Source organism: Salipiger sp. ABN3_019 (assembly GCF_056158605.1).
In genome coordinates, this window is record NZ_JBSWTP010000009.1 from 391893 (window position 1) to 414479 (window position 22587).

Annotated in this window: 18 protein-coding genes; 8 read left to right on the top strand and 10 right to left on the bottom strand. The window is 66.9% G+C overall.

Annotated elements, in window-relative coordinates; all coding sequences use genetic code 11:
• Nucleotides 1-3: 3 nt before the first annotated feature.
• The 3 genes from ACXAD2_RS10030 to ACXAD2_RS10040 are packed head-to-tail and all read left to right on the top strand — an operon-like array spanning nucleotide 4 to nucleotide 2447.
• Nucleotides 4-936 (top strand): bifunctional riboflavin kinase/FAD synthetase, encoded by a 933-nt coding sequence (locus ACXAD2_RS10030; protein WP_475169480.1) that lies wholly within the window; start codon nucleotides 4-6, stop codon nucleotides 934-936.
• Complete coding sequence (locus ACXAD2_RS10035) at nucleotides 933-1403, top strand: YcgN family cysteine cluster protein (RefSeq protein WP_475169483.1); 471 nt, start codon at nucleotides 933-935, stop codon at nucleotides 1401-1403. The genes ACXAD2_RS10030 and ACXAD2_RS10035 overlap by 4 nt, the downstream gene beginning before the upstream one ends.
• Nucleotides 1404-2447: a threonine aldolase family protein gene (locus ACXAD2_RS10040; protein ID WP_475169485.1), complete on the top strand. Its 1044-nt coding sequence runs from the start codon at nucleotides 1404-1406 to the stop codon at nucleotides 2445-2447.
• Nucleotides 2448-2535: 88 nt separating this feature from the next.
• On the opposite strand, the gene hspQ is transcribed toward ACXAD2_RS10040, so the two are convergent.
• Complete coding sequence (hspQ, locus tag ACXAD2_RS10045; RefSeq protein WP_066102928.1) at nucleotides 2536-2862, bottom strand: heat shock protein HspQ; 327 nt, start codon at nucleotides 2860-2862, stop codon at nucleotides 2536-2538.
• 251 nt (nucleotides 2863-3113) lie between these two features.
• Here hspQ and ACXAD2_RS10050 point away from each other — a divergent pair, with 251 nt between their 5' ends.
• The gene (locus tag ACXAD2_RS10050) at nucleotides 3114-3710 is read left to right on the top strand and encodes a transglycosylase SLT domain-containing protein (RefSeq protein WP_066102933.1); all 597 of its coding nucleotides are present in this window, start codon (nucleotides 3114-3116) and stop codon (nucleotides 3708-3710) included.
• A 58-nt stretch (nucleotides 3711-3768) separates the two neighbouring features.
• Here ACXAD2_RS10050 and ACXAD2_RS10055 read toward each other — a convergent pair whose 3' ends face one another.
• From ACXAD2_RS10055 to ACXAD2_RS10065, 3 genes are all read right to left on the bottom strand, one after another.
• Nucleotides 3769-4350, bottom strand: a complete 582-nt coding sequence (locus ACXAD2_RS10055) for a LolA family protein (RefSeq protein WP_066102936.1) — start codon at nucleotides 4348-4350, stop codon at nucleotides 3769-3771.
• A gap of 371 nt (nucleotides 4351-4721) precedes the next feature.
• Entirely contained in the window at nucleotides 4722-8171 is a 3450-nt protein-coding gene (locus ACXAD2_RS10060; RefSeq protein WP_475169487.1) for a DNA translocase FtsK, read from the bottom strand.
• A 22-nt stretch (nucleotides 8172-8193) separates the two neighbouring features.
• Complete coding sequence (locus tag ACXAD2_RS10065) at nucleotides 8194-9375, bottom strand: aminotransferase class I/II-fold pyridoxal phosphate-dependent enzyme (protein ID WP_475169488.1); 1182 nt, start codon at nucleotides 9373-9375, stop codon at nucleotides 8194-8196.
• 305 nt (nucleotides 9376-9680) lie between these two features.
• Between ACXAD2_RS10065 and ACXAD2_RS10070 the strand changes: the two genes are divergently transcribed.
• Nucleotides 9681-11087, top strand: coding sequence for an SLC13 family permease (locus ACXAD2_RS10070; RefSeq protein WP_475169490.1), 1407 nt, complete (start codon nucleotides 9681-9683; stop codon nucleotides 11085-11087).
• A gap of 33 nt (nucleotides 11088-11120) precedes the next feature.
• On the opposite strand, the gene dapE is transcribed toward ACXAD2_RS10070, so the two are convergent.
• The gene (gene dapE / locus ACXAD2_RS10075) at nucleotides 11121-12278 is read right to left on the bottom strand and encodes a succinyl-diaminopimelate desuccinylase (protein WP_475169493.1); all 1158 of its coding nucleotides are present in this window, start codon (nucleotides 12276-12278) and stop codon (nucleotides 11121-11123) included.
• A gap of 217 nt (nucleotides 12279-12495) precedes the next feature.
• On the opposite strand from dapE, the gene ACXAD2_RS10080 reads away from it, so the two are divergent.
• The 3 genes from ACXAD2_RS10080 to ACXAD2_RS10090 all read left to right on the top strand — a co-directional run bounded on the left by ACXAD2_RS10080 (nucleotide 12496) and on the right by ACXAD2_RS10090 (nucleotide 17505).
• Nucleotides 12496-13569, top strand: a complete 1074-nt coding sequence (locus ACXAD2_RS10080) for a Hint domain-containing protein (RefSeq protein ID WP_475169495.1) — start codon at nucleotides 12496-12498, stop codon at nucleotides 13567-13569.
• A 168-nt stretch (nucleotides 13570-13737) separates the two neighbouring features.
• On the top strand, nucleotides 13738-16068 hold the full coding sequence (gene rnr, locus ACXAD2_RS10085) for a ribonuclease R (RefSeq protein WP_475169497.1): 2331 nt from the start codon (nucleotides 13738-13740) through the stop codon (nucleotides 16066-16068).
• 300 nt (nucleotides 16069-16368) lie between these two features.
• A complete protein-coding gene (locus tag ACXAD2_RS10090; RefSeq protein WP_475169500.1) occupies nucleotides 16369-17505 on the top strand; it encodes a lytic murein transglycosylase in 1137 nt (378 codons plus the stop codon).
• Between the two features lies 1 nt (nucleotide 17506).
• Here ACXAD2_RS10090 and ACXAD2_RS10095 read toward each other — a convergent pair whose 3' ends face one another.
• The 5 genes from ACXAD2_RS10095 to gpmI form a co-directional block, all read right to left on the bottom strand.
• On the bottom strand, nucleotides 17507-17944 hold the full coding sequence (locus ACXAD2_RS10095; protein WP_475169503.1) for a hypothetical protein: 438 nt from the start codon (nucleotides 17942-17944) through the stop codon (nucleotides 17507-17509).
• Entirely contained in the window at nucleotides 17941-18423 is a 483-nt protein-coding gene (locus ACXAD2_RS10100; protein WP_164178882.1) for an RNA pyrophosphohydrolase, read from the bottom strand. Before ACXAD2_RS10100 ends, ACXAD2_RS10095 begins: the two co-directional genes overlap by 4 nt.
• Nucleotides 18424-18574: 151 nt before the next feature.
• Complete coding sequence (locus tag ACXAD2_RS10105) at nucleotides 18575-19939, bottom strand: S41 family peptidase (protein WP_475169505.1); 1365 nt, start codon at nucleotides 19937-19939, stop codon at nucleotides 18575-18577.
• A 7-nt stretch (nucleotides 19940-19946) separates the two neighbouring features.
• The gene (locus ACXAD2_RS10110) at nucleotides 19947-21059 is read right to left on the bottom strand and encodes a murein hydrolase activator EnvC family protein (RefSeq protein ID WP_475169506.1); all 1113 of its coding nucleotides are present in this window, start codon (nucleotides 21057-21059) and stop codon (nucleotides 19947-19949) included.
• Nucleotides 21056-22573, bottom strand: coding sequence for a 2,3-bisphosphoglycerate-independent phosphoglycerate mutase (gpmI, locus tag ACXAD2_RS10115; RefSeq protein ID WP_475169507.1), 1518 nt, complete (start codon nucleotides 22571-22573; stop codon nucleotides 21056-21058). Before gpmI ends, ACXAD2_RS10110 begins: the two co-directional genes overlap by 4 nt.
• Nucleotides 22574-22587 lie beyond the last annotated feature (14 nt).

Below are 22587 nucleotides of genomic sequence, written 5' to 3' on the forward strand. Positions count from 1 at the left end.
CCCATGCGGACCATTCGTGATTACCAGTTCACCGAGCCCCGGGACCGGGGCGCCAGCGTCGCCATCGGCAATTTCGATGGCGTGCATCTTGGCCACCGCGCGGTGATCGAACTGGCCCGCGAAAAGGGCAATGGCGCGCCCTTCGGTGTGCTCACCTTTGAGCCGCACCCGCGCGAGTTCTTCGCCCCCGATGCCCCGCCGTTCCGGCTGATGTCGGCCAAGGCCCGGGCCTCGCGGCTGGAGAAACTGGGTGTCGAGCGGCTGTTTGAGCTGAATTTCAACGCTGCGCTGGCGGCGCTCACCCCCGAAGAGTTCGCCCGCGACGTGCTGACCGAGGGTCTGGGTCTGAGCCATGTGGTGGTGGGGGCCGATTTCTGCTTTGGCAAACACCGCCAGGGCAAGGTCAGCGACCTGCAGCGTTTCGGTGCCGAGATGGGCTTTGGCGTGACCGTGGCCGAGATTCTGGATCAGGACGGCGCGCAGATCAGTTCCACCGCGATCCGCAAGGCGCTGACCGAGGGCGACCCGCGGTCGGCCGCGGCGCAGCTTGGTCACTGGCACCGGATCGAGGGCGAGGTCGGCGGCGGCCAGCAGCTGGGCCGCAAGCTGGGTTATCCCACGGCCAATATGTCGATCGACGGGCTGCACCCGCCGCGCTTCGGTGTCTATGCGGTGCTGGTCGATGTGCTCGACGGGCCGCATAAGGGCAGCTACCACGGCGCCGCCTCGCTGGGCGTGCGGCCCATGTTCGGCGTCAACAGCGCCAACCTCGAAACCTTCCTCTTCGATTTTTCCGGCGATCTTTACGGCGCGACCCTCTCGGTCGGTCTGGTGGAGTTCCTGCGCCCCGAGCTGAAGTTCGACGGGCTCGACGCGCTGGTGGCGCAGATGGATCTCGACTGCGCCGAGGCGCGGCGCATTCTGGAGGCGCTATGAGCGACCCGATCGACCGCAAGGGCCTCGCGCCGCGCTTCTGGGAAAGCAAACCGCTGAACAAACTCAGCGAGGCCGAATGGGAAGCACTCTGCGACGGCTGCGGCAAATGCTGCCTCAACAAGCTCGAGGACGAAGAGACTGGCGAGGTCGCGCTGACCTGTGTCGCCTGCCGTCTGCTCGACGATTCCAGCTGCCGTTGTTCACAATATGAAATCCGGCACCAGTTCGTGCCCGAATGCATCGTCCTGCGTCCCGACAACATCGACGAACACGCCTATTGGATGCCCCAGACCTGCGCCTACCGGCTGCTTTGGGAAGGGCGTCCGCTCTATGACTGGCACCCGCTGATCTCGGGCGATCCCGAGACGGTGCATGCCGCTGGCGTGTCGATGCGGGGCCGGACCGTCCCCGAGTTCGAGGTCGGCGAGGACGATTGGGAAGACCACATTATCGAGGAGCCCACCTGAATGTTCTTTGCCTCCGACAATTCCGGCCCCGTTCCTCCGCAGGTGCTGGACGCGCTGACCCGCGCCAACACCGGCCATACGCTGGGCTACGGAGCCGACGTGCTGTCGATGCAGGTCGCCGAACGCATCCGCACGCTGTTCGAGGCGCCCTCGGCGGCGGTCTATCTCGTGCCCACCGGCACGGCGGCCAACTCGCTGGCGCTGGCCTGCCTCTGCCCGCCCTACGCCACGGTGTTCTGCTCGCCGGTGGCGCATATCCACGAAGATGAGTGCAACGCGCCCGAGTTCTACATGGGCGGCGCCAAGCTGACGCTGGTGCCGGGCGAGGACCGCATGACCCCCGAGGCGCTGCGCGCGGCGATCGAGGGCGAACAGAACCGCGGCGTGCATGGCCCCAAGCGCGGGCCGGTGTCGATCACCCAGCTTACCGAGAAGGGCAACTTCTACACGCTCGAAGAGCTGCGCGCGCTGACCGCCGTGGCCCGCGAATATGGGCTGCCGGTGCATCTCGACGGGGCGCGCTTCGCCAATGCGGCGGTGAAACTGGGCGCCACGCCCGCCGAGATGAGCTGGAAGTCCGGCGTCGACATCTGCGTCTTCGGCGGCACCAAGAACGGGCTGATGGGCGTCGAGGCGGTGGTGATCTTCGATTCCGAGAAGGCGCAGGAATTCGAGTACCGCCGCAAGCGCGGCGCGCATCTCTTCTCCAAGCACCGCTATCTGGCGGCGCAGATGGACGCCTATCTTGAGGGCGATCTGTGGAAGGATCTGGCCGAGCGCGCCAATGCCCGCTGCGAGCAGCTGGTGCAGGGGCTCGAGCAACTTGGCGTGACTGTGCTGACCAAAAGCTACGCCAACATGGCCTTCGTTGAGATGCCGCGCGACGCGCATCGCAAGGTGCAGGCGGCGGGGGCGACCTATTACGTCTCGGGGGATCTGGAAGGCGACGGCGGCGAGCTGCTGACCGGGCGTCTGGTCTGCGACTGGTCGCTGGAGCCCGAGGACGTCAGCGCCTTCCTGAACGCTGTGCGCGAGGCGGTCTGATCCGCCGGCCACGGCCACAGCCCCAACCACAGCCCTAAAGGCCAAATTTCTGGGAAGAAATTTGCAAGAGCCTTCGAAGGCTCTTGCCTCAGTTCAGCTGGAAGTGCAGCTCGTAGCTGCCGTCGATGAACGCCCCGAAGAGATCGGGAATATCCGGGTGCTCTACCGGCTCGCCCGAATAATCGGCGATGAGGTTCTGCTCGGACACATAGGCAACGTAGAAACTCTGATCGTTCTCGGCCAGCAGGTGGTAGAACGGCTGTTCGCGGCTCGGGCGCGCCTCTTCGGGAATGGCCTCATACCATTCCTCGGTGTTGCTGAACTCGGGGTCCACATCAAAGACCACACCCCGGAATGGGTGCTTGCGATGGCGGACGACCTGGCCCAGATGATATTTTGCGCGCTGTGTGTGCATGGATACCTCTGAGAACAATTTTTGACATTTTTTGGGCAACTTGTCCAACGCCGAGCCCCATTTGCTCGGAAACACACTGTGGCCTGCGGGCCGACAGTTCGGCGGCAAACCGCCGTGGTGGCCAATTCCCGCGCATGTCCCGGAGTTCCCGGGATTGAAGGAATTGTGATTCCAACGGGGCCGGCTTTGAGCTAAAATAATCGTCAATAAAAGACAAAAAACACCACAAGAGCAGAAAAAGCGAGAGGCAGATGAGCAGATGGCTTCGCGCGGCGGCACTGGTTCTATTGGCCGCGTCCTGCGGAGGTGGCGGTGCCGGACGGGCCCCGAACAACCTCGAGGACGCATGCGCCATCATCCGTGAGCGCCCGAATTACATCCGCGCCTTCCGTGCCGCCGAACGCAAATGGGGCGTTCCGGTACATGTGCAGATGGCGACGATCTATCAGGAAAGCAAGTTCATCTCGGACGCGCGGACTCCGTTCCGCTATGCGCTCGGGGTGATTCCCTATGGCCGGCAAAGCTCGGCCTATGGCTACAGTCAGGCGCTGGACGGCACCTGGGACGAATATGTGGAAGCCACCGGCAAATGGCGCGCCGACCGCGATGACATCCGCGACGCGACCGACTTCATGGGCTGGTACATGTCCGGAAGCCGCGACCGGCTGGGCATCAGCCTGCGCGACGCGCGCAACCAGTATCTCGCCTATCACGAGGGCCGCACCGGCTTTGCCCGCGGCACCTACAACGGCAAGTCTTGGCTGATGCGCGTGGCCGAGGACGTGGGCAACCGGGCGGTGGTCTATGAGGTGCAGCTGGCCAACTGCCGGCAGGCGCGCCGCTGGTAAGCGGCTGCGGCCCTCCCCCCGAAACTGAAAAGGCCGGGCGCTCTGCCCGGCCTTTCGCTTATTTCACTCGGTTCACGTCGAATACCGAGTTGGGAAGGTTCTTATCCGCCAGCGCGCCCAGCACCACAGTGGTCTTGGAGCCATTGCCATCGGTGATCACCCATTGCCGCAGCTGCACCGGATTGCCGGTGAACTTCATCTGGATCGAGCCGCGGTCGGGGTGCTCGGGGTCCTGCGCGGTGACCGTGGTGGCGGTGCCGTCATAGCTGTGGCCGGTCACCATCCCCGCGCGGCCAAGGTTGACGTTCTTGGCGAGAATGATCGACAGCGGCGTCTGGCTCAGCGGATAGGTCTCGGGCTGGCCACCCAGCTTCTTGTCGAAGACATAGACCGCCCCCGCCCAGGCGAGAACCAGCGCCTGCTCGGGCGGCTTGTATTCAAAGCGCACCTTGCCCGGCCGCTTGATCGAGATCGTGCCGGTAGAGATCGAGCCGTCGCCATTGATCTGGGTGAACTGGCCCTGCGCCGACTGGATCGAATTGAGATATTGCGACACCTCGCCTAGCGAGAGCTTCTGCGCCGCCGCCGGCAGCGTGGTGAGCACAAGCGCCGTGAGCGCGGCGATGAAAGTGCGGATCATTCCGTTTGGTCCTCTTGCTCGGGGTCTGCCATTCATATCGCACGCCCCCTTGGTGTTATGCGATAGCAGGCAGGCGTTGCAGCCTATCTAGGGCGCCCGGACGCGCGATCAAAGGCTTGCCGGTGCCCCGCCGCCCCGAAACGGCGTCACTTCGCCCAAACCCGCGCTCCGGCCCGCACTCAGGCCCGAACAGAGCGCCCGAAAAGGGGCTCCGCCCCCGCGCGCCCCTGCGGGCCACGCTCCCCCGGCTTATTTTGGAAGAGAAGAAGCCCAGAAAAGAAGGCCAGGAAAGAAGCCCGGGAGCGCACACCCCCGGGCTTCTTCTCTTTTCAAATACGCATGGCGCGCCAGCCGGGCCAGCGCAGCGCCGCTTATTGCTCGGGCACGAGGATCTCGCGCTTGCCGACGTGGTTCGCCGCCGAGACCACGCCTTCGTCTTCCATCTGCTCCACAAGCCGCGCGGCCTTGTTGTAGCCGATGCCGAGCTTGCGCTGGATGTAGGAGGTCGAGCACTTGCGGTCCTTGATGACGATGCCCACCGCCTGATCGTAGAGCGCGTCCTCGCCATCGGTGTTGCCGCCAGTGTTGAGCCCGAGGACCGCGTCGATATTGTCGGCCTTCTCCTCGTCGGGGCCCTGCACCACGCCCGAGACATATTCCGGCGGGCCGAAGGCCTTGAGGTGGTTCACCACCTCCTCGACTTCCTCGTCCGACACGAAGGGGCCGTGGCAGCGGGTGATACGCGCGCCGCCCGCCATATAGAGCATGTCGCCCATGCCCAGTAGCTGTTCGGCGCCCATCTCGCCAAGGATGGTGCGGCTGTCGATCTTCGAGGTCACCTGGAAGGAGATCCGGGTCGGGAAGTTGGCTTTGATCGTGCCGGTGATCACGTCCACCGAGGGGCGCTGCGTCGCCATGATCAGGTGGATGCCGCTCGCCCGCGCCATCTGCGCGAGGCGCTGGATGCAGGCCTCGATCTCCTTGCCCGCGACCATCATCAGGTCGGCCATCTCGTCGACGATGACCACGATATAGGGCATCTTGCGCGGCTCGAACTCTTCGGTCTCGAACACCGGCTCGCCAGTCTCATCGTCAAAGCCCGTCTGCACGGTGCGCTTGAACATCTCGCCCTTGCTGAGCGCCTCGGCGACGCGGCCGTTGTAGCCGTCGATGTTGCGCACGCCCATCTTCGACATCTTGCGGTAGCGGTCTTCCATCTCGCCCACCACCCATTTGAGGGCCACGACGGCCTTCTTGGGGTCGGTCACAACGGGGCTGAGCAGATGCGGGATGCCGTCATAGACGGAAAGTTCCAGCATCTTGGGATCGATCATCACCAGCCGCAGATCCTCGGGGGTGAGCTTGTAGAGCAGCGACAGGATCATCGTGTTGATCGCCACCGACTTGCCCGAGCCGGTGGTGCCGGCGATCAGCAGGTGGGGCATCTTGGCGAGGTTGGCGACCACCGCATCGCCGCCGATGTCCTTGCCGAGCGCCAGCGGCAGGCGCTGGTTGCCGTCGCCATAATCGCGGCTCGAGAGGATCTCGCGGAAGGACACCATCTCGCGCTTGTCGTTCGGCAGTTCGATGCCGATCACCGAGCGGCCCGGCACGGTCGAGACACGCGCCGACAGCGCCGACATCGAGCGGGCGATGTCGTCGGCAAGCCCGATGACGCGGCTGGCCTTGAGGCCCGGCGCCGGTTCCAGCTCGTACATGGTGACCACGGGGCCGGGACGGACCGAGACGATCTCGCCCTTCACGCCGTAATCATCGAGCACCGTCTCCAGCATCCGCGCGTTCTCTTCGAGCGCTTCGTCGGACAGAACGTGGCGCTCGATGTTCTCGGGATTGGCCAGCAGGTGCAGCGGCGGCAGTTCGTAATCCACCGCCTTGTCGTCGAAGCCGAGACCGGGCTGCGCCTCTTCCTGCGCGCGGCGCGAGGGCTGCATCGGCTTGGGATCGGCCTTCTGCACCACTTTCTTGGGCTGCATCACCGGGATCGCGGGGCGCGGCGCCTGCATCTGCGCCGGCTCTGCCGACCAGCTTTGCACGTCGTAGCCGTCGTCATCCGCGTCATCGCCGTCGAACTGGTCCTGCGCGGAGGCATCATAGCCAGCATCGTAGTCCTGCGCCTCAAAGCCGTCGGCGTAGTCGTCCGCGCCGTAGCTCTCGGCGCCGTGGTCATCTTCGGCGTAGCTGGGCTCGGCATAGGCTTGACGGGCCGGCTGGGCGGGTGCGGCAGCGCGAGGTTGGGGCTGCGCGTCGAACGCGGCAGGCGCCTCGTCACCGTAATCGTCGAAGTCACGGTAGTCGTCGAAGTCGTCCGCCTCATAGGGGTCTTCGGCATGGGTAAAGGGCGCAGGGCCAGCGGGCTGCGCATAGCCCTGCGGCTGCGCCGTGTACTCGGCCCGGTGCTCGGGCGCCTGCGGCACCGCGCGCGAGGCGGTCAGCGGCGGCTCGGGCGGCAGTTGCTCGGCGGCCTGCGCGGCGGTGAGCGGCGGCTCGGCGCGCAGCATCTGCGTCGGCTTGTAGATCAGCGGCTGCGGGCCACGGCCCCGGCCCTTGGTCAGCGGCTTGCTGGGATCCTCGGAGCGGCTGGCGCCGAAGGTCGGCGCGATGCCACGGCGGCGGGTCTTCACCGCATGGGCGATCTTGGCACGGATACGGTCTTCGCCGGTGTCGGGTTCCACGGGGAGCAGCTCCACCTCGTCGTCATAATAGTCGGGCTCGGGCTCGGCGCGGCGGGTGATGCGCGCCAGAAGGCCGGGCTTTTTGGCGGGCTCGGGCGCCGCGCGCGGCGGCGCAACAGGAGCAACCGGGGCGGGCGCGACCGGAGCGGGCGCCGGAGCGGCGGCCTCTTCCCAAGCCTGCATCTGCGCGTAGGCATAGGCGTCATCCTCGTCGAGCAGCTCGGGCTCTTCGGGCTCGAGCTCCAGCGGCGGCGGCGTGGCGCGGCGCACCCGCGAGCTGCTGCGCTGCGGGGCCGGAGCCGGAACGGGCTCTTCGACATAGTCCTGCGCATAGGCATGCTCGGGCAGCGCGTGGTCATCTTCGGCATAGCCATCCTGCGCAGCCGCCCAAGCCTCGGCCTCGGCAGCCTCTTCGGCGCGGCGGGCGCGGCGGTCAGAATGCGCGGCCTGCGCGCGCTGCGCGGCCTGCATCGCCCCGCCCGCACCCCGGCCGAGCAGGCTCAGCAGCGAGGCGTAGGACATGATCAGCCCGACCAGAAGGAAGCGGCCGATGCTCTGCAACTCGTCCTTGGTGAAGCCCAGAACGAAGGCCCCAAGCGCCAGCAAACCGACGCCCAGCAGAACCGTCAGCAGCTTCAGACCGAAACCGGCGCTGAGCGGCAGGATGCCAAGCGCGGTGCCCATCATCATGTCGCCGAACAGCCCGCCAAGGCCGAAGCTGTGGGTCCATTCCGGCCCGGTTTCGAGCCCCGCGGCATAGATCGAAGCCAACGCGATCCAGATCGGCGCAAAGACCACGCGCGGCAGCGCGCGCTCGTCACCGCGATGCAGGGCAAGGCGAACGCCCCAGACCAGCAGCACCAGCGCGAGACCCCAGCTGCCCAGACCGACGATCATGAACAGCGGCGCCGAGACCGAGGCGCCAAGACGGCCCAGCCAGTTCTGCACCGGAGCATCGGTGGCCGACAGCCACGAGGGATCATCGGGCGTGTAAGACCCGATCATCGCCGCCGCCAGTAGGCCAAGGACAATCAGGGCCAAACCGCCAAGCTCCTTGCCCCGCTTCTCGATTGCGGCCTGCATGTTGCTGTCGAAGAGCGGGTCGCGCCCTTTCACCTGATATGCCATTGCCTCGCCTCGTCGTTTTTTCTTATTGCCCGTACAGGCAGTCCCGGATGCGGGTCAGCCCCTGTTCGGTCTCGTCACGGCTCGCCACAAGGGCGACCCGGATGAACCCCTTCCCCGGATTTCCATCCGCGGTGTCGCGCGACAGATAGGCGCCGGGCAGAACCCGCACGCCGGTTTCCTGCCAGAGCTTCAGCGCCGCCGCCTCGCCATCCTCGACCGGCAGCCACAGGAAAAAGCCTGCCTGCGGCGGCATATAGCCCGGCACATTGCCAAAGATGCGGTCCGCCAGCTCAAATTTTTCCAGATAGAGCGCGCGGTTCTCTTCCACATGCGCCTCGTCGGCCCAAACCTGTTCCGACACGCGCTGCACCGGCAGCGGCAGCGGTGCGCCCGCAAAGGCGCGGTGCTGCTTGATCCGGCGCAGGCTCTCGGGGCCACCGGCCACGAAACCAGAGCGCAGGCCCGGCAGGTTCGAACGCTTGGACAGCGAGTGGAAGATCACCACCCGCTCGGGGTCGGCGCCCATCTCATGCGCCACCTGCAGCGCGCCAGCGGGCGCCTCGCCGCGGTAGATCTCGGAATAGCACTCGTCGGCGAGAATCTGGAAGTCGTGCTTTTCGCCAAGCGCGATCAGCTCCTGCCAGTACTCACGGCTCGCCACTGCACCCTGCGGGTTGGCCGGGGAACAGATGTAGATCAGCGCCGTGCGCGCCAGCAGATCCTCGGGCAGCCCCGCGATATTCGGCAGATGGCCGGTTTCGGCGGTGGCATTCACATAGACCGGCTCTGCGCCGACCGAGAGCCCAGCCACGGCGTAGACCTGATAGAAGGGGTTCGGCATCAGCACGACCGGCTGCTGGCCGTTCTTTGTCTCGGGGCAGAGCGCCATGGCGGCGTTATAGAGCCCCTCGCGCGTGCCATTGACCGGCGAAAGCTGGGTGTTGGGGTCGATGCTCACGCCATAGCGGCGCGCCACCCACGCGGCGATGGCCGCGCGCAGTTCGGCGGTGCCGTCATTGGGCGGGTATTTGCCGAACTCCTGCACGGTCGCGGCCAGCACCTCTCCGACGAAGGCCGGAAAGGGGTGCTTGGGCTCGCCGATGGTCATGTGAATGACCTCACCACCCGGCTCGAACGAGTCGATGAGCGCCCGCAGGCGCGGGAACGCGTAAGCCGGAAGGTTCGAAAACCGTTCGGGGAACATGCCAGTACTGCCTCTATGGTCCGGGATCGTATACGCCCCGTTTTGCCGTAAGGATACGCAAGGCGGTACGCTTCGTCTACCGGAACTCCACGTGGTCAAAGCGCTGTGGCGCGAATGCCGCAGCGTAGCAAAATTTTTCGCGACTGTCTCGGGCTGCCGGGATTTCGATCGGGAGTTCCAAAGCTTAGCCCCCCTGCCCCGCCGCCCGCTCTGCTCTTGCGCTGGCTCTGCCGGGATGTGCCGCGGCGTCTTACATGCGCGCTGCAGCCGCGCTACGAACGGCGGGACACAGGCAGGAGAGCAGCATGAGCACCGCGGGAACACCAGCGTTCAAACTGGCGATACCCTGCGCCGCGATCGTCGCCGCCGTTTGGCTCGGACTGGCGCCGCCGGAGGCGCTCACAGTCGAGCAAGGCCGCATCCTCGGCATCGTCCTGATCACCCTGTCGCTCTGGGGCACCTCGGTGGTGCCGGGATATCTGGCCAGCCTCGTGTTCTTCACAGCGCTGCTGATCCTTGGACTGGCGCCGCCCAATTTGGTGTTCTCGGGCTTCACCTCGACGGCCACTTGGCTGATCGTCTCGGGCTTTGTCATCGGGGCGGCGATCAGCACCTCTGGCCTAGCGGCGCGGCTGGCGCGGGGACTGGCGCCCGCGCTCACCGGGTCCTACGCGCGGCTGCTAAGCGGCCTGATGCTGATCTGCATGGCTCTGGGCTTTGTCATGCCTTCCTCGCTGGGCCGGGCGGTGCTGCTGGTGCCGATCGGCATGGCGCTGGCTGACCGCGCGGGCTTTGCCAAAGGCTCCACCGGGCGGATCGGCATCGCGGTGGTGCTGACCGCGGGCTGCAACCTGCCCAGTTTCGCCATCCTGCCCTCGAACCTGCAGAACATGGTTCTGACCGGAGCGGCTGACACGATCCTCGGGGTGCATCTGGGCTATTTCAAGTATGTCGCCCTGCACTACCCGGTGCTGGGGCTGGTGAAATCCGCTGTGGTGGTGACGCTGGCGCTGAGGCTCTTTCCCGCAAGAACCGGCATGGCCCTTGCGGGCACCTCGGACGACATCGGCTTCGCGCCGACCCAAGACCAACGCCGCCAGCAGATCCGCGTGGCGCTGGTGCTGCTGGCCACGCTGGCGCTGTGGATGACCGACCGTCTGCATGGGGTCAACGCCGCATGGGTGGGCATGGGCGCGTCGATCCTGCTGCTGCTGCCCAAGCTCGGCGTGGTGAGCCCGCCCGCGTTCAAACAGGCGGTGGATTTCGGCATGCTGCTTTTCGTTGCCGGGGCGCTGGCGCTTGGCGCGGTGGTCAACAGTTCGGGGCTGGGCTCGGTGATCGGCACGGCGCTGCAATCGGTTCTGCCGCTGCAGCCGGGGCGCGATTTCCTCAATTTCCTGTCGCTGGGCGGTATGGCGATCCTGACCGCGATGCTGACCACCAACCCCGGCGCCCCGGCGGTGCTGACGCCGCTGGCACCAGATCTCGCGCAGGCCAGCGGGCTTGGGCTGACCACTGTGCTGATGACGCAGGTGATCGGCTTTTCGACGATGGTCTTTGCCTATCAGGTGGCGCCGCTGGTGGTCGCCATGCAGCTTTCGGGCGAGAAGCTGTCGCATCTCGCCCGGTTCCTCGTGCCGCTGGCGGCGATCACAATCGCGGTGCTGCTGCCGCTCGACTATCTGTGGTGGCGCCTGCTGGGCTGGTTCTGAGCCCGCCCGCGAAAAGGCGCGTCAGGAGCCTCGTCAGGCGAAATAATCGCGCAGCATCCGCGTGTAGATCGCCTTCAACTGACCGATCTGCGCCACCTCGACGTTCTCATCCACCTGATGCAGCGTCTTGCCCACGAGGCCGAACTCGACCACCGGGCAATGATGCCGCATGAAGCGCGCATCCGAGGTGCCGCCCGTGGTCGACAGTTCCGGCGTGCGGCCGGTCTCGGCCTCCACGGCCTTCGCCACAAGATCCGACAGAGCCCCCGGCGGGGTGAGGAACGCCTCGCCCGAGATCTTGATCGCGACCTCGGTGCTGGTGCCGAACTCGGCATCGACCTTGGCCGCCTCCTCGCGCAGCCACTCCGACAGCGACGCGCCGGTGTGGGTGTCGTTGAAGCGGATGTTGAGCGTGGCGCGGGTCTGCGCGGGCACCACATTGGTTGCGGGGTTGCCGGTGTCGATGGTCACCACCGCCAGCGTGGTCGGGTCAAAATGGTCGGTGCCCTCGTCGAGCACATGGCTCGACAGCCGGTCCATCAGCCGCGCCATGGCGGGCATCGGGTTCAGCGCGCGGTGCAGATAGGCCGAATGCCCCTGCTTGCCGGTCACGGTGAAGAAGGCGTTCATCGAGCCGCGGCGGCCGATCTTCATCATGTCGCCCATCTCTTCGGGACAGGTCGGCTCGCCAACGATGCAGATCGACATGCGCTCGTCCTCGGCGGCCATGTAGTCGAGCAGCGCCGTCGTGCCGTCGACCGCATCGCCCTCCTCGTCGCCGGTGATCGCCAGAACGATGGCGCCCTCGGGCGGGGTCTCTTTCACGAAATCCACGGCGGCGGCGGCAAAGGCGGCGACCCCCGATTTCATATCGGTGGCGCCGCGCCCATACATCACACCGTCCTTCACCTCGGCGCCGAAGGGATCGACGGTCCAAGCGGCGAGATCACCCACCGGCACCACGTCGGTATGGCCGTTGAAGCCAAAGCTCTTGGCATGCCCCTTCTCACCCCAGCGCGCGAAGAGGTTGGCGACGCCGCCCCGGTCGACGCGGGTGCAGGCAAAGCCCGCATCCTCCAGCAGGCCCTGCAGTAGCACCAGCGCGCCGCCCTCTTCGGGGGTGACCGTCGGGCAGCGGATCAGATCGGCGGTCAACTGGACGGGATCAAGGGGCTTGGGGTCGGTGGTCATGGGCGCATCTCCGGGCAATTTGCCTCTGGCTACCCCGAGGTCGCGGCGCGTGCAAATGTGATGAAAAGGCCGCAGCGCGCCACGGCGCCGGCAGCGGGCGGCTGACGGCGCGGCGGCAGCGGTGCTAGCTTGGGCCAAAAGCCCCTTTGGCATGGTCGCTTGCGGCGGCCCCGCGGGGACAAGATTGCGAGGCACCCCCAAGCATGAGCAGCCCCGGATGAGCTGGATCGCCATCGCCTCGGACGAGGCGCGCTGGATCGACAGACCGGCCTTCGCCGCCGCGCTGGACGTGCCCGGCGGGCGCATGGAGCGCGGCACGCTGCTGCTCGAAACACGGCTTTCGCCACAGGCCAAGCCGCAGATCCTGATGTCTTATGAACGCGGCTTCCCGCTGGCGGCAAGCCTTTCGGTACAGGTCCTGCCCGGCGGCAGCATCGTTCTGGTGGCCAGCCGGGAAGGCGAGATATTCCACACGGTGATCGCCCACCCCGGCGATGGCCGCGCCGAAACGCTGCGGCTGACGCTGGCATGGGACGCGCCGCGCCGCTGGGCCCGGCTGAGCGTCGAGCGCCCGGAAAGCGGCACGATCGAGCTGCGCGAACTGGCACCGCCCCCACCGCCCTTCTATGAGGACCTGAAGGCGCTGACGCTGCATCCCGAGCTTTGCGCCATCGCGCCGGACCTGCTGTTCTTCGCCCTCTCTGACGAGATCGAGCCGGTGGGCCCGCTGCCGACGCTGGCGGGCTCGACCCCGATCGCGACGCCGAACGGCTATCGCCGGCTCGAAAGCATCCGCCGCGGCGACAGGGTGCTGACCGGCGACGGCCGCGCGGTGCCGGTGCTGGAAACCGTGCACCGGCTGGTGCCCGCGCGCGGCTCTTTCAGCCCGGTGCGTCTGCGCGCGCCCTATCTTGGGCTGCAGCGCGACATCCTCGTGGCGCCGCACCAGCGCCTGCTGATCGGCGGCTCGGAGGTGGAATATCTGTTCGGACGTGAAGCGGTTCTGGTGCCCGCGCACAGTCTGACCCACGGCTTTGCCGGGCAGGCCGAGGACAGCGGGCCGCTGCGGTGCTACCACCAGCTTTTGCTGCCCGCGCATGACACGCTGCTCGCCGCCGGGCTGGCCGCCGAAAGCCTTTACGTGGGCAGGCTGCGCCGCGATCCGGCGCGGCTGGCGGCCTCGCTGTTGGCGGGGATGCCGCGCGATGCCATCCCCGAGCAGCACCGCGCCGGGCATCAGGTGCTTGGCCCCTTCGAGGCGGTGACGCTGGTCGAGGCGCGCGCGGCCTGAGAGGCGCCTTGCGGGGATGCGGTTTATGGGGGCGCTGCCCCCGCCGCGCAACGCGCGGCTCCCCCGGGATATTTCCATCTAGACGAAGCGGCGGGCGGGCGCGCACGCAGGCTTGGAACGGCGCAGAATGGCGATGACGCTGGCCGCGGCGCGTGCTACGGCTGCGGCATGAGCAAACTGCCTTCGAAAGCCGAGATCCTCGACTGGATCATGGCGCACCCGACCCAGACCGCGAAACGTGACATTGCCAAAGCCTTTGGCATCAAAGGGGCTGCGCGGATCGACCTCAAGCGCGTCCTCAAGGAGCTTGAGGCCGAGGGGCATCTGGAAAAGCGCAAAAAGACCTACCGCGACCCGGACCGGCTGCCGCCGGTGACCGTGCTGCAGGTCAAGGCACCCGACGAGAACGGCGACCTTTTTGCGCAGCCGCTCGAGTGGCACGGCGAGGGCGTCGAGCCCGCGGTGCTGCTGGTCCCGCGCGCCACCGACCCGGCGCTTGGAGAGGGCGACCGCATCCTCGCCAAGCTGCAGGTGGTGCATGAGGAAGATCACAACTACGAGGCGCGGCTCATCCGCAAGATCGGCGTCAGCCCGCGCAAGATCGTCGGCATCTTCCGCAAGGGTCCCGAGGGCGGGCGCATCGTGCCGATCGACAAGGGGGCCGACAAGGAATGGCTGGTCGGTCCCGACGCCATGGCCGGCGCGCAGGAGGGCGAACTGGTCGAGGCCGAGCAGGCCGGGCCGCGCGCCTCGCGCATGGGTCTGCCGAAGGCGCGCATCATCATGCGCCTTGGCGATCCTTCAGAGCCGAAGGCGGTCTCGCTCATCGCCATCCACCAGCATGGCATCCCCGACGCCTTCCCGCCCAAGGTGCTGGAGGAAGCCGACCGGATGAAGCCCGCGGGCCTCAAGGGCCGCACCGACCTGCGCGAGCTGCCGCTGGTGACCATCGACCCGGCCGACGCGCGCGACCATGACGACGCTTGTTTCGCCGAAGCGGACGAGGATCCGAAGAACCCCGGCGGCCATGTGATCTGGGTCGCCATCGCCGATGTGGCGCATTACGTGCTGCCCGGCTCGGAACTGGACCGCGAGGCCAAGAAGCGCGGCAACTCCAGCTATTTCCCCGACCGGGTGGTGCCGATGCTGCCGGACCGCCTGTCGGGCGATCTGTGCTCGCTGCATGAGGGCCTGCCGCGCGCCTGTATCGCCGTGCGCATGGTGATCGACGCCGAGGGCAACAAGCGCAGCCACAGCTTCGTGCGCGGGCTGATGCGCTCGCCCGCCTCGCTCAACTACGCCGAAGTGCAGCAGGCCATGGACGGCCAGCCCAACGACAAGACCGGGCCGCTGCTTGAGGATGTGATCCGCCCGCTCTATGCCGCCTACCATGCGCTGCGCGACGCCCGGAACCGCCGCCAGCCGCTGGATCTGGAACTGCCCGAGCGCAAGATCGTGCTGGGCGAGGATGGCACGGTAACCTCGGTCAATTTCGTTGACCGGCTGGATGCGCATAAGCTGATCGAAGAGTTCATGGTGCTTGCCAATGTGGCCGCCGCCGAGACGCTGATCGCCAAGCGCACGCCGCTGCTGTTCCGCGTGCACGAAGAACCGCCGGTCGAAAAGCTCGACGCGCTGCGCGAGACGGCGCAGGCGGCGGGGCTCAACCTTGCCAAGGGGCAGGTGCTGAAGACCGCGCATCTCAACAAGCTGCTGCATGACGCGGCAGGGCGCGAGGATGCGGAGCTGATCAACCTCGCCACGCTGCGTTCGATGACGCAGGCCTATTACAACCCCGAGAATTTCGGGCACTTCGGCCTCGCGCTGATGAACTACGCGCATTTCACCTCACCGATCCGGCGCTATTCCGACCTCATCGTGCACCGCGGGCTGATCACGGCGCATGGCTGGGGCGATGATGGGCTGTCGCAGACCGACATCGAGCGGCTGCAGCAGACCGCCGAGCATATCTCGGACACCGAGCGGCGCTCGATGATGGCCGAGCGCGACACCACCGACCGCTATCTCGCCTCTTATCTGTCGGAGCGGGTGGGCGCAGAGTTCGGCGGGCGGATCAGCGGCATCGCCAAATTCGGGGTCTTCGTGAAGCTCGACGAAAGCGGCGCCGACGGGCTGGTGCCGATCCGCAACCTCGGGAACGAGTTCTTCCACTTCGACCGTGTGGCCGGCACGCTGATGGGCGCTGACACCGGCACGCTGATCACCCTGGGCCAACGGGTGCGGGTGAAGCTGGTGGACGTGACGCCGGTGACCGGCGGCATCGGGCTGGAACTGCTGGAACTGGCTGGCGAGGCGGTCGAGGCGCCGCGGCATCGCAAGCCCGCCGGCTACGGTCGGTTCAAGAAGACCCCCGGTGGCAGAGGCAGCGGCAAAGGGCCCAAGGGCAAAGGACCGGCGCGGCGCAAGGATGTGGCCGAGCGCAAGAAGACCGCCAAGACCGCGCGCAAGGTCAGCCGCACGCGCAAGACCGAGCGCTGACGCACGACTGAACGCTGACGTAAGACTGAACGCTGACGTAAGGGCGCGGCGGCCTGCATCCCAGCAAAGGCGGGATCATGCCCGCCGCGCCTTTGCCCGCTTCGCAAATCATGCATTTCGCGGTAGCCTTCTGCTCATAAAAAACGAGCAGCAGGTGACCCCATGAAACCGAGCCTCTTCGGCCTCGCGCTGTGCCTGACGGCGAGTTAGGCCGCCGCCGACCGTCTTGCCGACTTTTCCGCCCCCCTTGCCTCGCAGCGTCCCGCGCCGCGCCCCGCCGCCTTTGATACGGTGCAGGTGGTGCCCAAGGCCACGGTCGACCGCGAGTATCTGCACTGGCTCGACGGGTTCCGCAGCCGCGCCCGCGCCGAGGGGATCTCGGACGCCACGCTGAACGCCGCCTTCCGCGCGCCGCATCTCGACACCGACGCGCTGGCGAAGATCAACAATCAGGCCGAGTTCACCAAGACGCTGTGGAGTTATCTGGAGTCCGCCGTCTCCGAGAGCCGGATCGAGAATGGCCGCGCCGCGATGATCGCCCATGACCAGTTGCTGCGGCAGATCGAGGCGCGCTACGGCGTCGACCGGCAGGTGGTGGTGGCGATCTGGGGCATGGAAAGCGCCTATGGCAGCCACCGCGGCACGCATCCGGTGATCCCGGCGCTGGCGACGCTGGCCTATGGCTCGCGCCGCGGCAAGTTCTTCGAAGGCCAGCTGATTGACGCGCTGCGCATCATCCAACACGGCGACACCACGCCCGAGAAAATGACCGGCAGCTGGGCCGGGGCGATGGGGCACACGCAGTTCATCCCCTCGTCCTATCGCGCGCTTGCGGTGGACTGGACCGGCGACGGGCGACGCGACATCTGGTCGGACGATCCCGCCGATGCGCTTGCCTCCACCGCCAATTACCTCGCCGAGAGCGGCTGGATCCACGGCCAGCCGTGGGGTGTAGAGGTGCAGCTGCCGCAGGGCTTCGACTACGGGCTTGCCGATGGCGACGCCGCGCGGATGCCTTCGGATTGGGCGCGGCTCGGCGTGGTCGGCATGGACGGCCAGCCGGTGCGCGACTTTGGCACGGCGCGGCTGCTTTTGCCCGCCGGGCACAAAGGCGCGGCCTTTCTGACCTTCAAGAACTTCAAGGTGATCTCGCGCTACAACGCCGCCGATGCCTATGTGATCGGCGTCGGCCATCTGGCGGACCGGATCATGGGCGGCGCGCCGATCCTGTCGGACTGGCCGGATGACGAGCGCGCGCTGACCAGCGGCGAGCGCAAGGAGTTGCAGATGCGGCTCAAGCAGGCGGGCTTTGATCCTTCGGGCGTCGACGGGCGGATCGGCCCGATGACCATCAAGGCGCTGCGCGACTATCAGCGCGCGGTGGGTGTGGTGCCCGACGGCTACGCCTCGCTCGAGGTGCTGCGGCGGCTGCGCTAGGTCAGTTGCAGCCCGCCTTGAGGCAGGCCCGGCGCAGGGTCTCGATCTGGCGCTTGCGCGGCTCGGGCCAGAGATTGGCACCGCAGGGATCGGTGATCAGCACATAGCGGTCACCCTCGCGCTTCAGCAGCGCCGCCAACTTGCCGCTGGCGGCCTTGCCGCACCAAGGGCCGAAACACAGGGATCGGAGTGTGATGCGGCTGTCGAAGGGCCGCGTGAACCCCTCTTCACCCAAGGCCCAGCCCCAGATGCGCGCCGGAACCTCGCCGCCATGACGCGGCACCGGGCCGGTCTCCAGCATGCCATTGACGGCCAGCCAGGACGACTTGCCCTCCGCCGCCGCGCGCACGTCGCGGGCCACATCCGGCGACAGGCATTTCAGCGCCAGCGCGGGGCTGGCGGCGCAGCACATCAGCGCCAGCAGCAGCGTGCGGATCACAGCTTATCCTTGAAGGCGGCGATGACCTGCTCATAGACCGCGCGTTTGAACGGCACGATCTGCTCCAGCACCTCATCGGCGGGCAGCCAGCACCATTGCGAGAACTCGGGATGTTCGGTGGCGATATTCACCTGATCGTCGCTGCCCTGAAAGCGCAGCAGATACCATTTCTGCTCTTGCCCCTTGTAGCGGCCCTTCCAGATGCGCGGCACGATGTCATGCGGCAGATCATAGGCGATCCAGCCGTCGGTCTCGGCCTCGACCGTGACCAGCGAGGGGCTGACGCCGATCTCTTCTTCGAGCTCGCGCAGCGCCGCCTCGCGCGGCTCCTCGCCCTTGTCGATGCCGCCCTGCGGCATCTGCCAAGCCGGAACCTCGCTGTCGATGCGCTGGCCGACGAAGACATGCCCCGCAGCATTGGCGAGCATGACCCCGACATTGCGGCGGTAGGGCAGCGCGGCGATCTCTTCGGGGCTCATGGTCTTCATCGGCAACTCCTTGGTGTGTGGCGGCACGCTATCGCCGGACAAAGCGTTTTGAAAGGGCAGCCGGGCGCGCACATGCACCGAAGAGCCAAAGCAAAAGGCGCGCCCCAAGGGACGCGCCTTTCATCTCGCCCAAGAGGGCGGCTTACTTGTCGGCGGCCTGCGCCTGCTGCATCAGCGCGGCTTCGTCGCCCAGAACGCTGAGGCCCTTGAGGATGTCGATCGCATAGGCCAGCTGATAGTCGTCCTGACGCAGCTGCGCCGCTTTCTCGGCCTTGGCACGATCTTCTTCGATCTGACGGATCTCGTCCTCGGTCAGGCTGTCGTTGTCCAGCGCGCCGCGCAGGTCGGCCTCGGAGCGGCCAAAGACTGCGGGGCCGTCCTCATCGCTCTCCGGCTCGGGCGGACGCTGCTCGACGACGATGTCGGGCGAGACGCCAAGCGCTTGGATCGAGCGACCCGACGGCGTGTAATAGCGCGCGGTGGTCAGGCGCATGGCGCCATCGCCACGCAGCGGCATGACCGTCTGGACCGAGCCCTTGCCGAAGCTCTTGGTGCCGACGACCACAGCGCGGCGGTGATCCTTCAGCGCGCCAGCCACGATCTCGGATGCCGAAGCCGAGCCGCCGTTGATCAGCACCACGATCGGCTTGCCTTCCGAGAGGTCGCCCTCGGTGGCGTTGTAGCGGTCGCCGTCGGAGGCGTTGCGGCCACGGGTCGAGACGATCTCGCCCTTGTCGAGGAAGGCATCGGCCACTTTGATCGCCTGCGTCAGCAGACCACCGGGGTTGTTGCGCAGATCGACGACGATGCCGTTGACCTTGTCCATGCCGCCAGCGGCCTCGACCTCTTTGGCCAGCCCCTCGGCGAGGTTGGGATAGGTCTGATCGTTGAAGGTGGTGATGCGCAGCACCACGGTGTCGCCTTCGAGGCGCGAGCGCACGGCGGTCAGGGTGATGGTGTCGCGGATGATCGAGATATCCATGGGCTCTTCTTCGCCCTCACGCACCACGGTGATGACGATCTCGGAGCCGACCGGCCCGCGCATCTTGTCCACCGCCTCGTCGAGCGACAGGCCCAGAACCGACTTGCCGTCCACATGGGTGATGAAGTCGCCCGCTTCGACGCCAGCCTCGTCCGCCGGCGTGCCGTCCATCGGCGAGACGACCTTCACGAAGCCGTCTTCCTGCGTCACCTCGATGCCCAGACCGCCAAACTCGCCGCGCGTCTGCACGCGCATGTCGGCGGCATCGTCCGGCGGCAGGTAGCTGGAGTGCGGGTCGAGCGAGGTGAGCATGCCGTTGATCGCCGCCTCGATCAGCTTTTTGTCGTCCACCTCGGTCACATATTGCGCACGGATGCGCTCGAAGATGTCGCCGAAGAGGTCGAGCTGCTCATAGACGGAGGTGTTCTTTTCGGCCTCCTGTGCAAGCAGCGGGCCGACAAATTGCGTCGTCGCCACAACGCCTGCCACGGTGCCGCCCACTGCGGCCATCAGAAACTTGTTCATCCTCAGATCATCCCTTGTCGCTGGCGAACCATTCTAGCGGGTCCACGGGGGCGTCGCCCTCTCTTACCTCTATATACAGGGTTTCCGTGCGTCCAGCGCCGGAACCTTCACGTGACAGTGACGCGCTGTCAGATGCCGCATCGCCCATCAACCCCACCGGCGCGCCCTCGGGCAGGATCTCGCCGGTTTCGGCATAGCTCTCGTCCAGCCCGGCCAGCACGAACAGCAGGTCGGGCTGCGGCTCGAGAATGGTCACCAGCCCGTAATCGAGCAGCGGGCCAGAGTAGCGCACGGTGGCGGCGGTGGGTGTGGTGACCAGCGCCTGCGGCAGCGTCGCGATCACGATGCCGGGGCGTTTGACCCCCGCCGCATCCGCCTCATTCGCGCCGCGCAGCACCTGCCCGCGCACCGGCAGTTCCAGCGCGCCCTTCTGCTCATCCACCGGCGGCAGCGAGTTCGGCGCCTCGTCCGAGGTGATCTGCGCCAGACCAGAGGCGAACCCGTCGAGCGTCTCGGTGGCCGAGATCAGGATCGCGGTGCGCACCGGATCCTCGGTGAAGCGTTTCGGCAGATCGGTGCGGTCGGCCACCGCCTGACTAAGCTCGGTGCGGGCCTGCTGCACTCCGGCCAACCCCTCGCGCAGCGTCTGCGCCGCGTTTTCCTGCAGCGCGCGCAACTCGGCGACCTCGTTGAGATCAGAGCGCAGCGCCTTGGCCTCCTGCGCCAGTCCCGGCGTCACCGAGGCCAGCAGCATCCCTGCCCGCGCCGAGCCCACCGGCCCCGCCGGATGCAGCAGCGCCTCGGGGGCGACGGTGCTGCCAAGGCTCGACAGCGCGCCGAGAAGTTGCGCGATCTCTTCGTCCTGCGCCGCAAGACGGCGGCTCAGTTCGGTCTCGCGCACGGCGGCCTCGCGCAGCCCGTCACGCAGTGCGGCGAGCCCGTCCTCATAGGCGGTGACGGTCTGGGTCAGCGCCCGCACCCGGTCGCGCGAGCCCTCGGCGGCATCAAGCTGCACCGAGGCTTCTTCGAGCGCCCGCGCCGCCGCCCGTGCGGCATCACCGGGGGCCTGCGCCAGCGCAGGGCCCGCCAGAAGGCAGAGGATCAGCGCGGCGGCTCTCATTTGTCGATCAGGCTCGTCCCGGTCATCTCCTCGGGCTGCGGCAGGTTCATCAGCTGCAGCAGCGTCGGGGCGACATCGGCAAGGATGCCGTCATGCACCGTCGCGCCCTCGGGTCCGCCGAAGAGGATCACCGGCACCGGGTTGGTTGTATGCGCCGTGTGCGGCCCATCGGTCGCGTCGTCCCACATGGTCTCGCAGTTGCCGTGGTCGGCGATGACCACCATCGCGCCGCCGACCTTCTCGAGCGCCGCGACCACCTTGCCAAGACCCTCGTCCACCGCCTCGCAGGCCTTGATCGCCGCATCGAGATCGCCGGTGTGGCCGACCATGTCGGGGTTGGCGAAATTGGTGACGATCAGGTCATAGCCCTTCTCGATCGCATCGACGAAGCGTTCGGCCACCTCGGGCTCGGACATCTCGGGCTGCAGATCATAGGTCGCCACTTTCGGCGATTTGGGCATGAAACGGTCCTCGCCCTCCTCCGGGGTCTCCTTGCCGCCGTTGAGGAAGAAGGTGACATGCGGGTATTTCTCGGTCTCGGCGAGGCGGAACTGTTTCAGCCCCTGCTTGGCCACCCATTCGCCCAGCGTGTTGACGATCACCCGCTTGGGGAAGGCGGTGGTCATGTATGCGTTGTGCTTGTCGGAATATTCGACCATGCCGAGCAGCGCCGAAAGCTCGGGTGTCTCACGCTCGAACCCGTCGAAGTCGGGCGCAGCGATGGCGGCGAGGATCTCGCGCGCGCGGTCGGCACGGAAGTTGAGGCAGAAGAAACCGTCGCCCGCCTTCAGCCCCTCATAGCCGCCCACGACGGTGGCGGGGATGAACTCGTCGGTCTTGTCCTTGGCGTAGCTCTGGCTGACGGCGGTCACAGCATCGGGCGCCCTCTCGCCCTCGCCCTTGATCATCGCGTCATAGGCCGTCTCGACCCGCTCCCAGCGGTTGTCGCGGTCCATGGCGTAGTAGCGGCCGATCACGCTGCCGATGCTGGCGCCTTCGGGCAGGCTACCCGCAAGGTCCTTCATGAACCCCTCGCCCGACTTCGGTGCCACGTCGCGGCCATCGGTGATCGCGTGCAGCACCACCTCGAGCCCCTGATCCACCAGCAGCTTCACCGCCGCCTTGATGTGCTCGATATGGCCGTGCACGCCGCCATCCGAGACCACGCCCATCAGATGCGCGCGCCCGCCCGCGTCTTTCACCTTGGCGGCGAAGTCCAGAATGGCCTCGTTCTTGAAGAAGGACCCATCCTCGATCGACAGGTCGATCTGGCCCAGATCCATCGCCACCACCCGGCCCGCGCCGATGTTGGTATGACCCACTTCCGAGTTGCCCATCTGGCCCGACGGCAGGCCCACGTCCGGCCCGAAGGTGATCAGCGTGGCATGCGGGCAAGTTGCATAGAGCTTGTCCATGGTCGGCGTCTTGGCCAGCGCCGGGGCGTTATACGCCGTCTCGTCGCGCAGGCCCCAGCCGTCGAGGATGGTCAGGACAACGGGTTTCGGAGTGGTCATGCTGCAACGCCCTC

What these genes read in the sequence shown, in the direction of transcription:
- ACXAD2_RS10030 (WP_475169480.1), top strand. Translation starts at nt 4, where the DNA reads ATGCGGACCATTCGTGATTACCAGTTCACCGAGCCCCGGGACCGGGGC.
- ACXAD2_RS10035 (WP_475169483.1), top strand. Translation starts at nt 933, where the DNA reads ATGAGCGACCCGATCGACCGCAAGGGCCTCGCGCCGCGCTTCTGGGAA.
- ACXAD2_RS10040 (WP_475169485.1), top strand. Translation starts at nt 1,404, where the DNA reads ATGTTCTTTGCCTCCGACAATTCCGGCCCCGTTCCTCCGCAGGTGCTG.
- hspQ (WP_066102928.1), bottom strand. Translation starts at nt 2,862, where the DNA reads ATGCACACACAGCGCGCAAAATATCATCTGGGCCAGGTCGTCCGCCAT.
- ACXAD2_RS10050 (WP_066102933.1), top strand. Translation starts at nt 3,114, where the DNA reads ATGAGCAGATGGCTTCGCGCGGCGGCACTGGTTCTATTGGCCGCGTCC.
- ACXAD2_RS10055 (WP_066102936.1), bottom strand. Translation starts at nt 4,350, where the DNA reads ATGATCCGCACTTTCATCGCCGCGCTCACGGCGCTTGTGCTCACCACG.
- ACXAD2_RS10060 (WP_475169487.1), bottom strand. Translation starts at nt 8,171, where the DNA reads ATGGCATATCAGGTGAAAGGGCGCGACCCGCTCTTCGACAGCAACATG.
- ACXAD2_RS10065 (WP_475169488.1), bottom strand. Translation starts at nt 9,375, where the DNA reads ATGTTCCCCGAACGGTTTTCGAACCTTCCGGCTTACGCGTTCCCGCGC.
- ACXAD2_RS10070 (WP_475169490.1), top strand. Translation starts at nt 9,681, where the DNA reads ATGAGCACCGCGGGAACACCAGCGTTCAAACTGGCGATACCCTGCGCC.
- dapE (WP_475169493.1), bottom strand. Translation starts at nt 12,278, where the DNA reads ATGACCACCGACCCCAAGCCCCTTGATCCCGTCCAGTTGACCGCCGAT.
- ACXAD2_RS10080 (WP_475169495.1), top strand. Translation starts at nt 12,496, where the DNA reads ATGAGCTGGATCGCCATCGCCTCGGACGAGGCGCGCTGGATCGACAGA.
- rnr (WP_475169497.1), top strand. Translation starts at nt 13,738, where the DNA reads ATGAGCAAACTGCCTTCGAAAGCCGAGATCCTCGACTGGATCATGGCG.
- ACXAD2_RS10100 (WP_164178882.1), bottom strand. Translation starts at nt 18,423, where the DNA reads ATGAGCCCCGAAGAGATCGCCGCGCTGCCCTACCGCCGCAATGTCGGG.
- ACXAD2_RS10105 (WP_475169505.1), bottom strand. Translation starts at nt 19,939, where the DNA reads ATGAACAAGTTTCTGATGGCCGCAGTGGGCGGCACCGTGGCAGGCGTT.
- ACXAD2_RS10110 (WP_475169506.1), bottom strand. Translation starts at nt 21,059, where the DNA reads ATGAGAGCCGCCGCGCTGATCCTCTGCCTTCTGGCGGGCCCTGCGCTG.
- gpmI (WP_475169507.1), bottom strand. Translation starts at nt 22,573, where the DNA reads ATGACCACTCCGAAACCCGTTGTCCTGACCATCCTCGACGGCTGGGGC.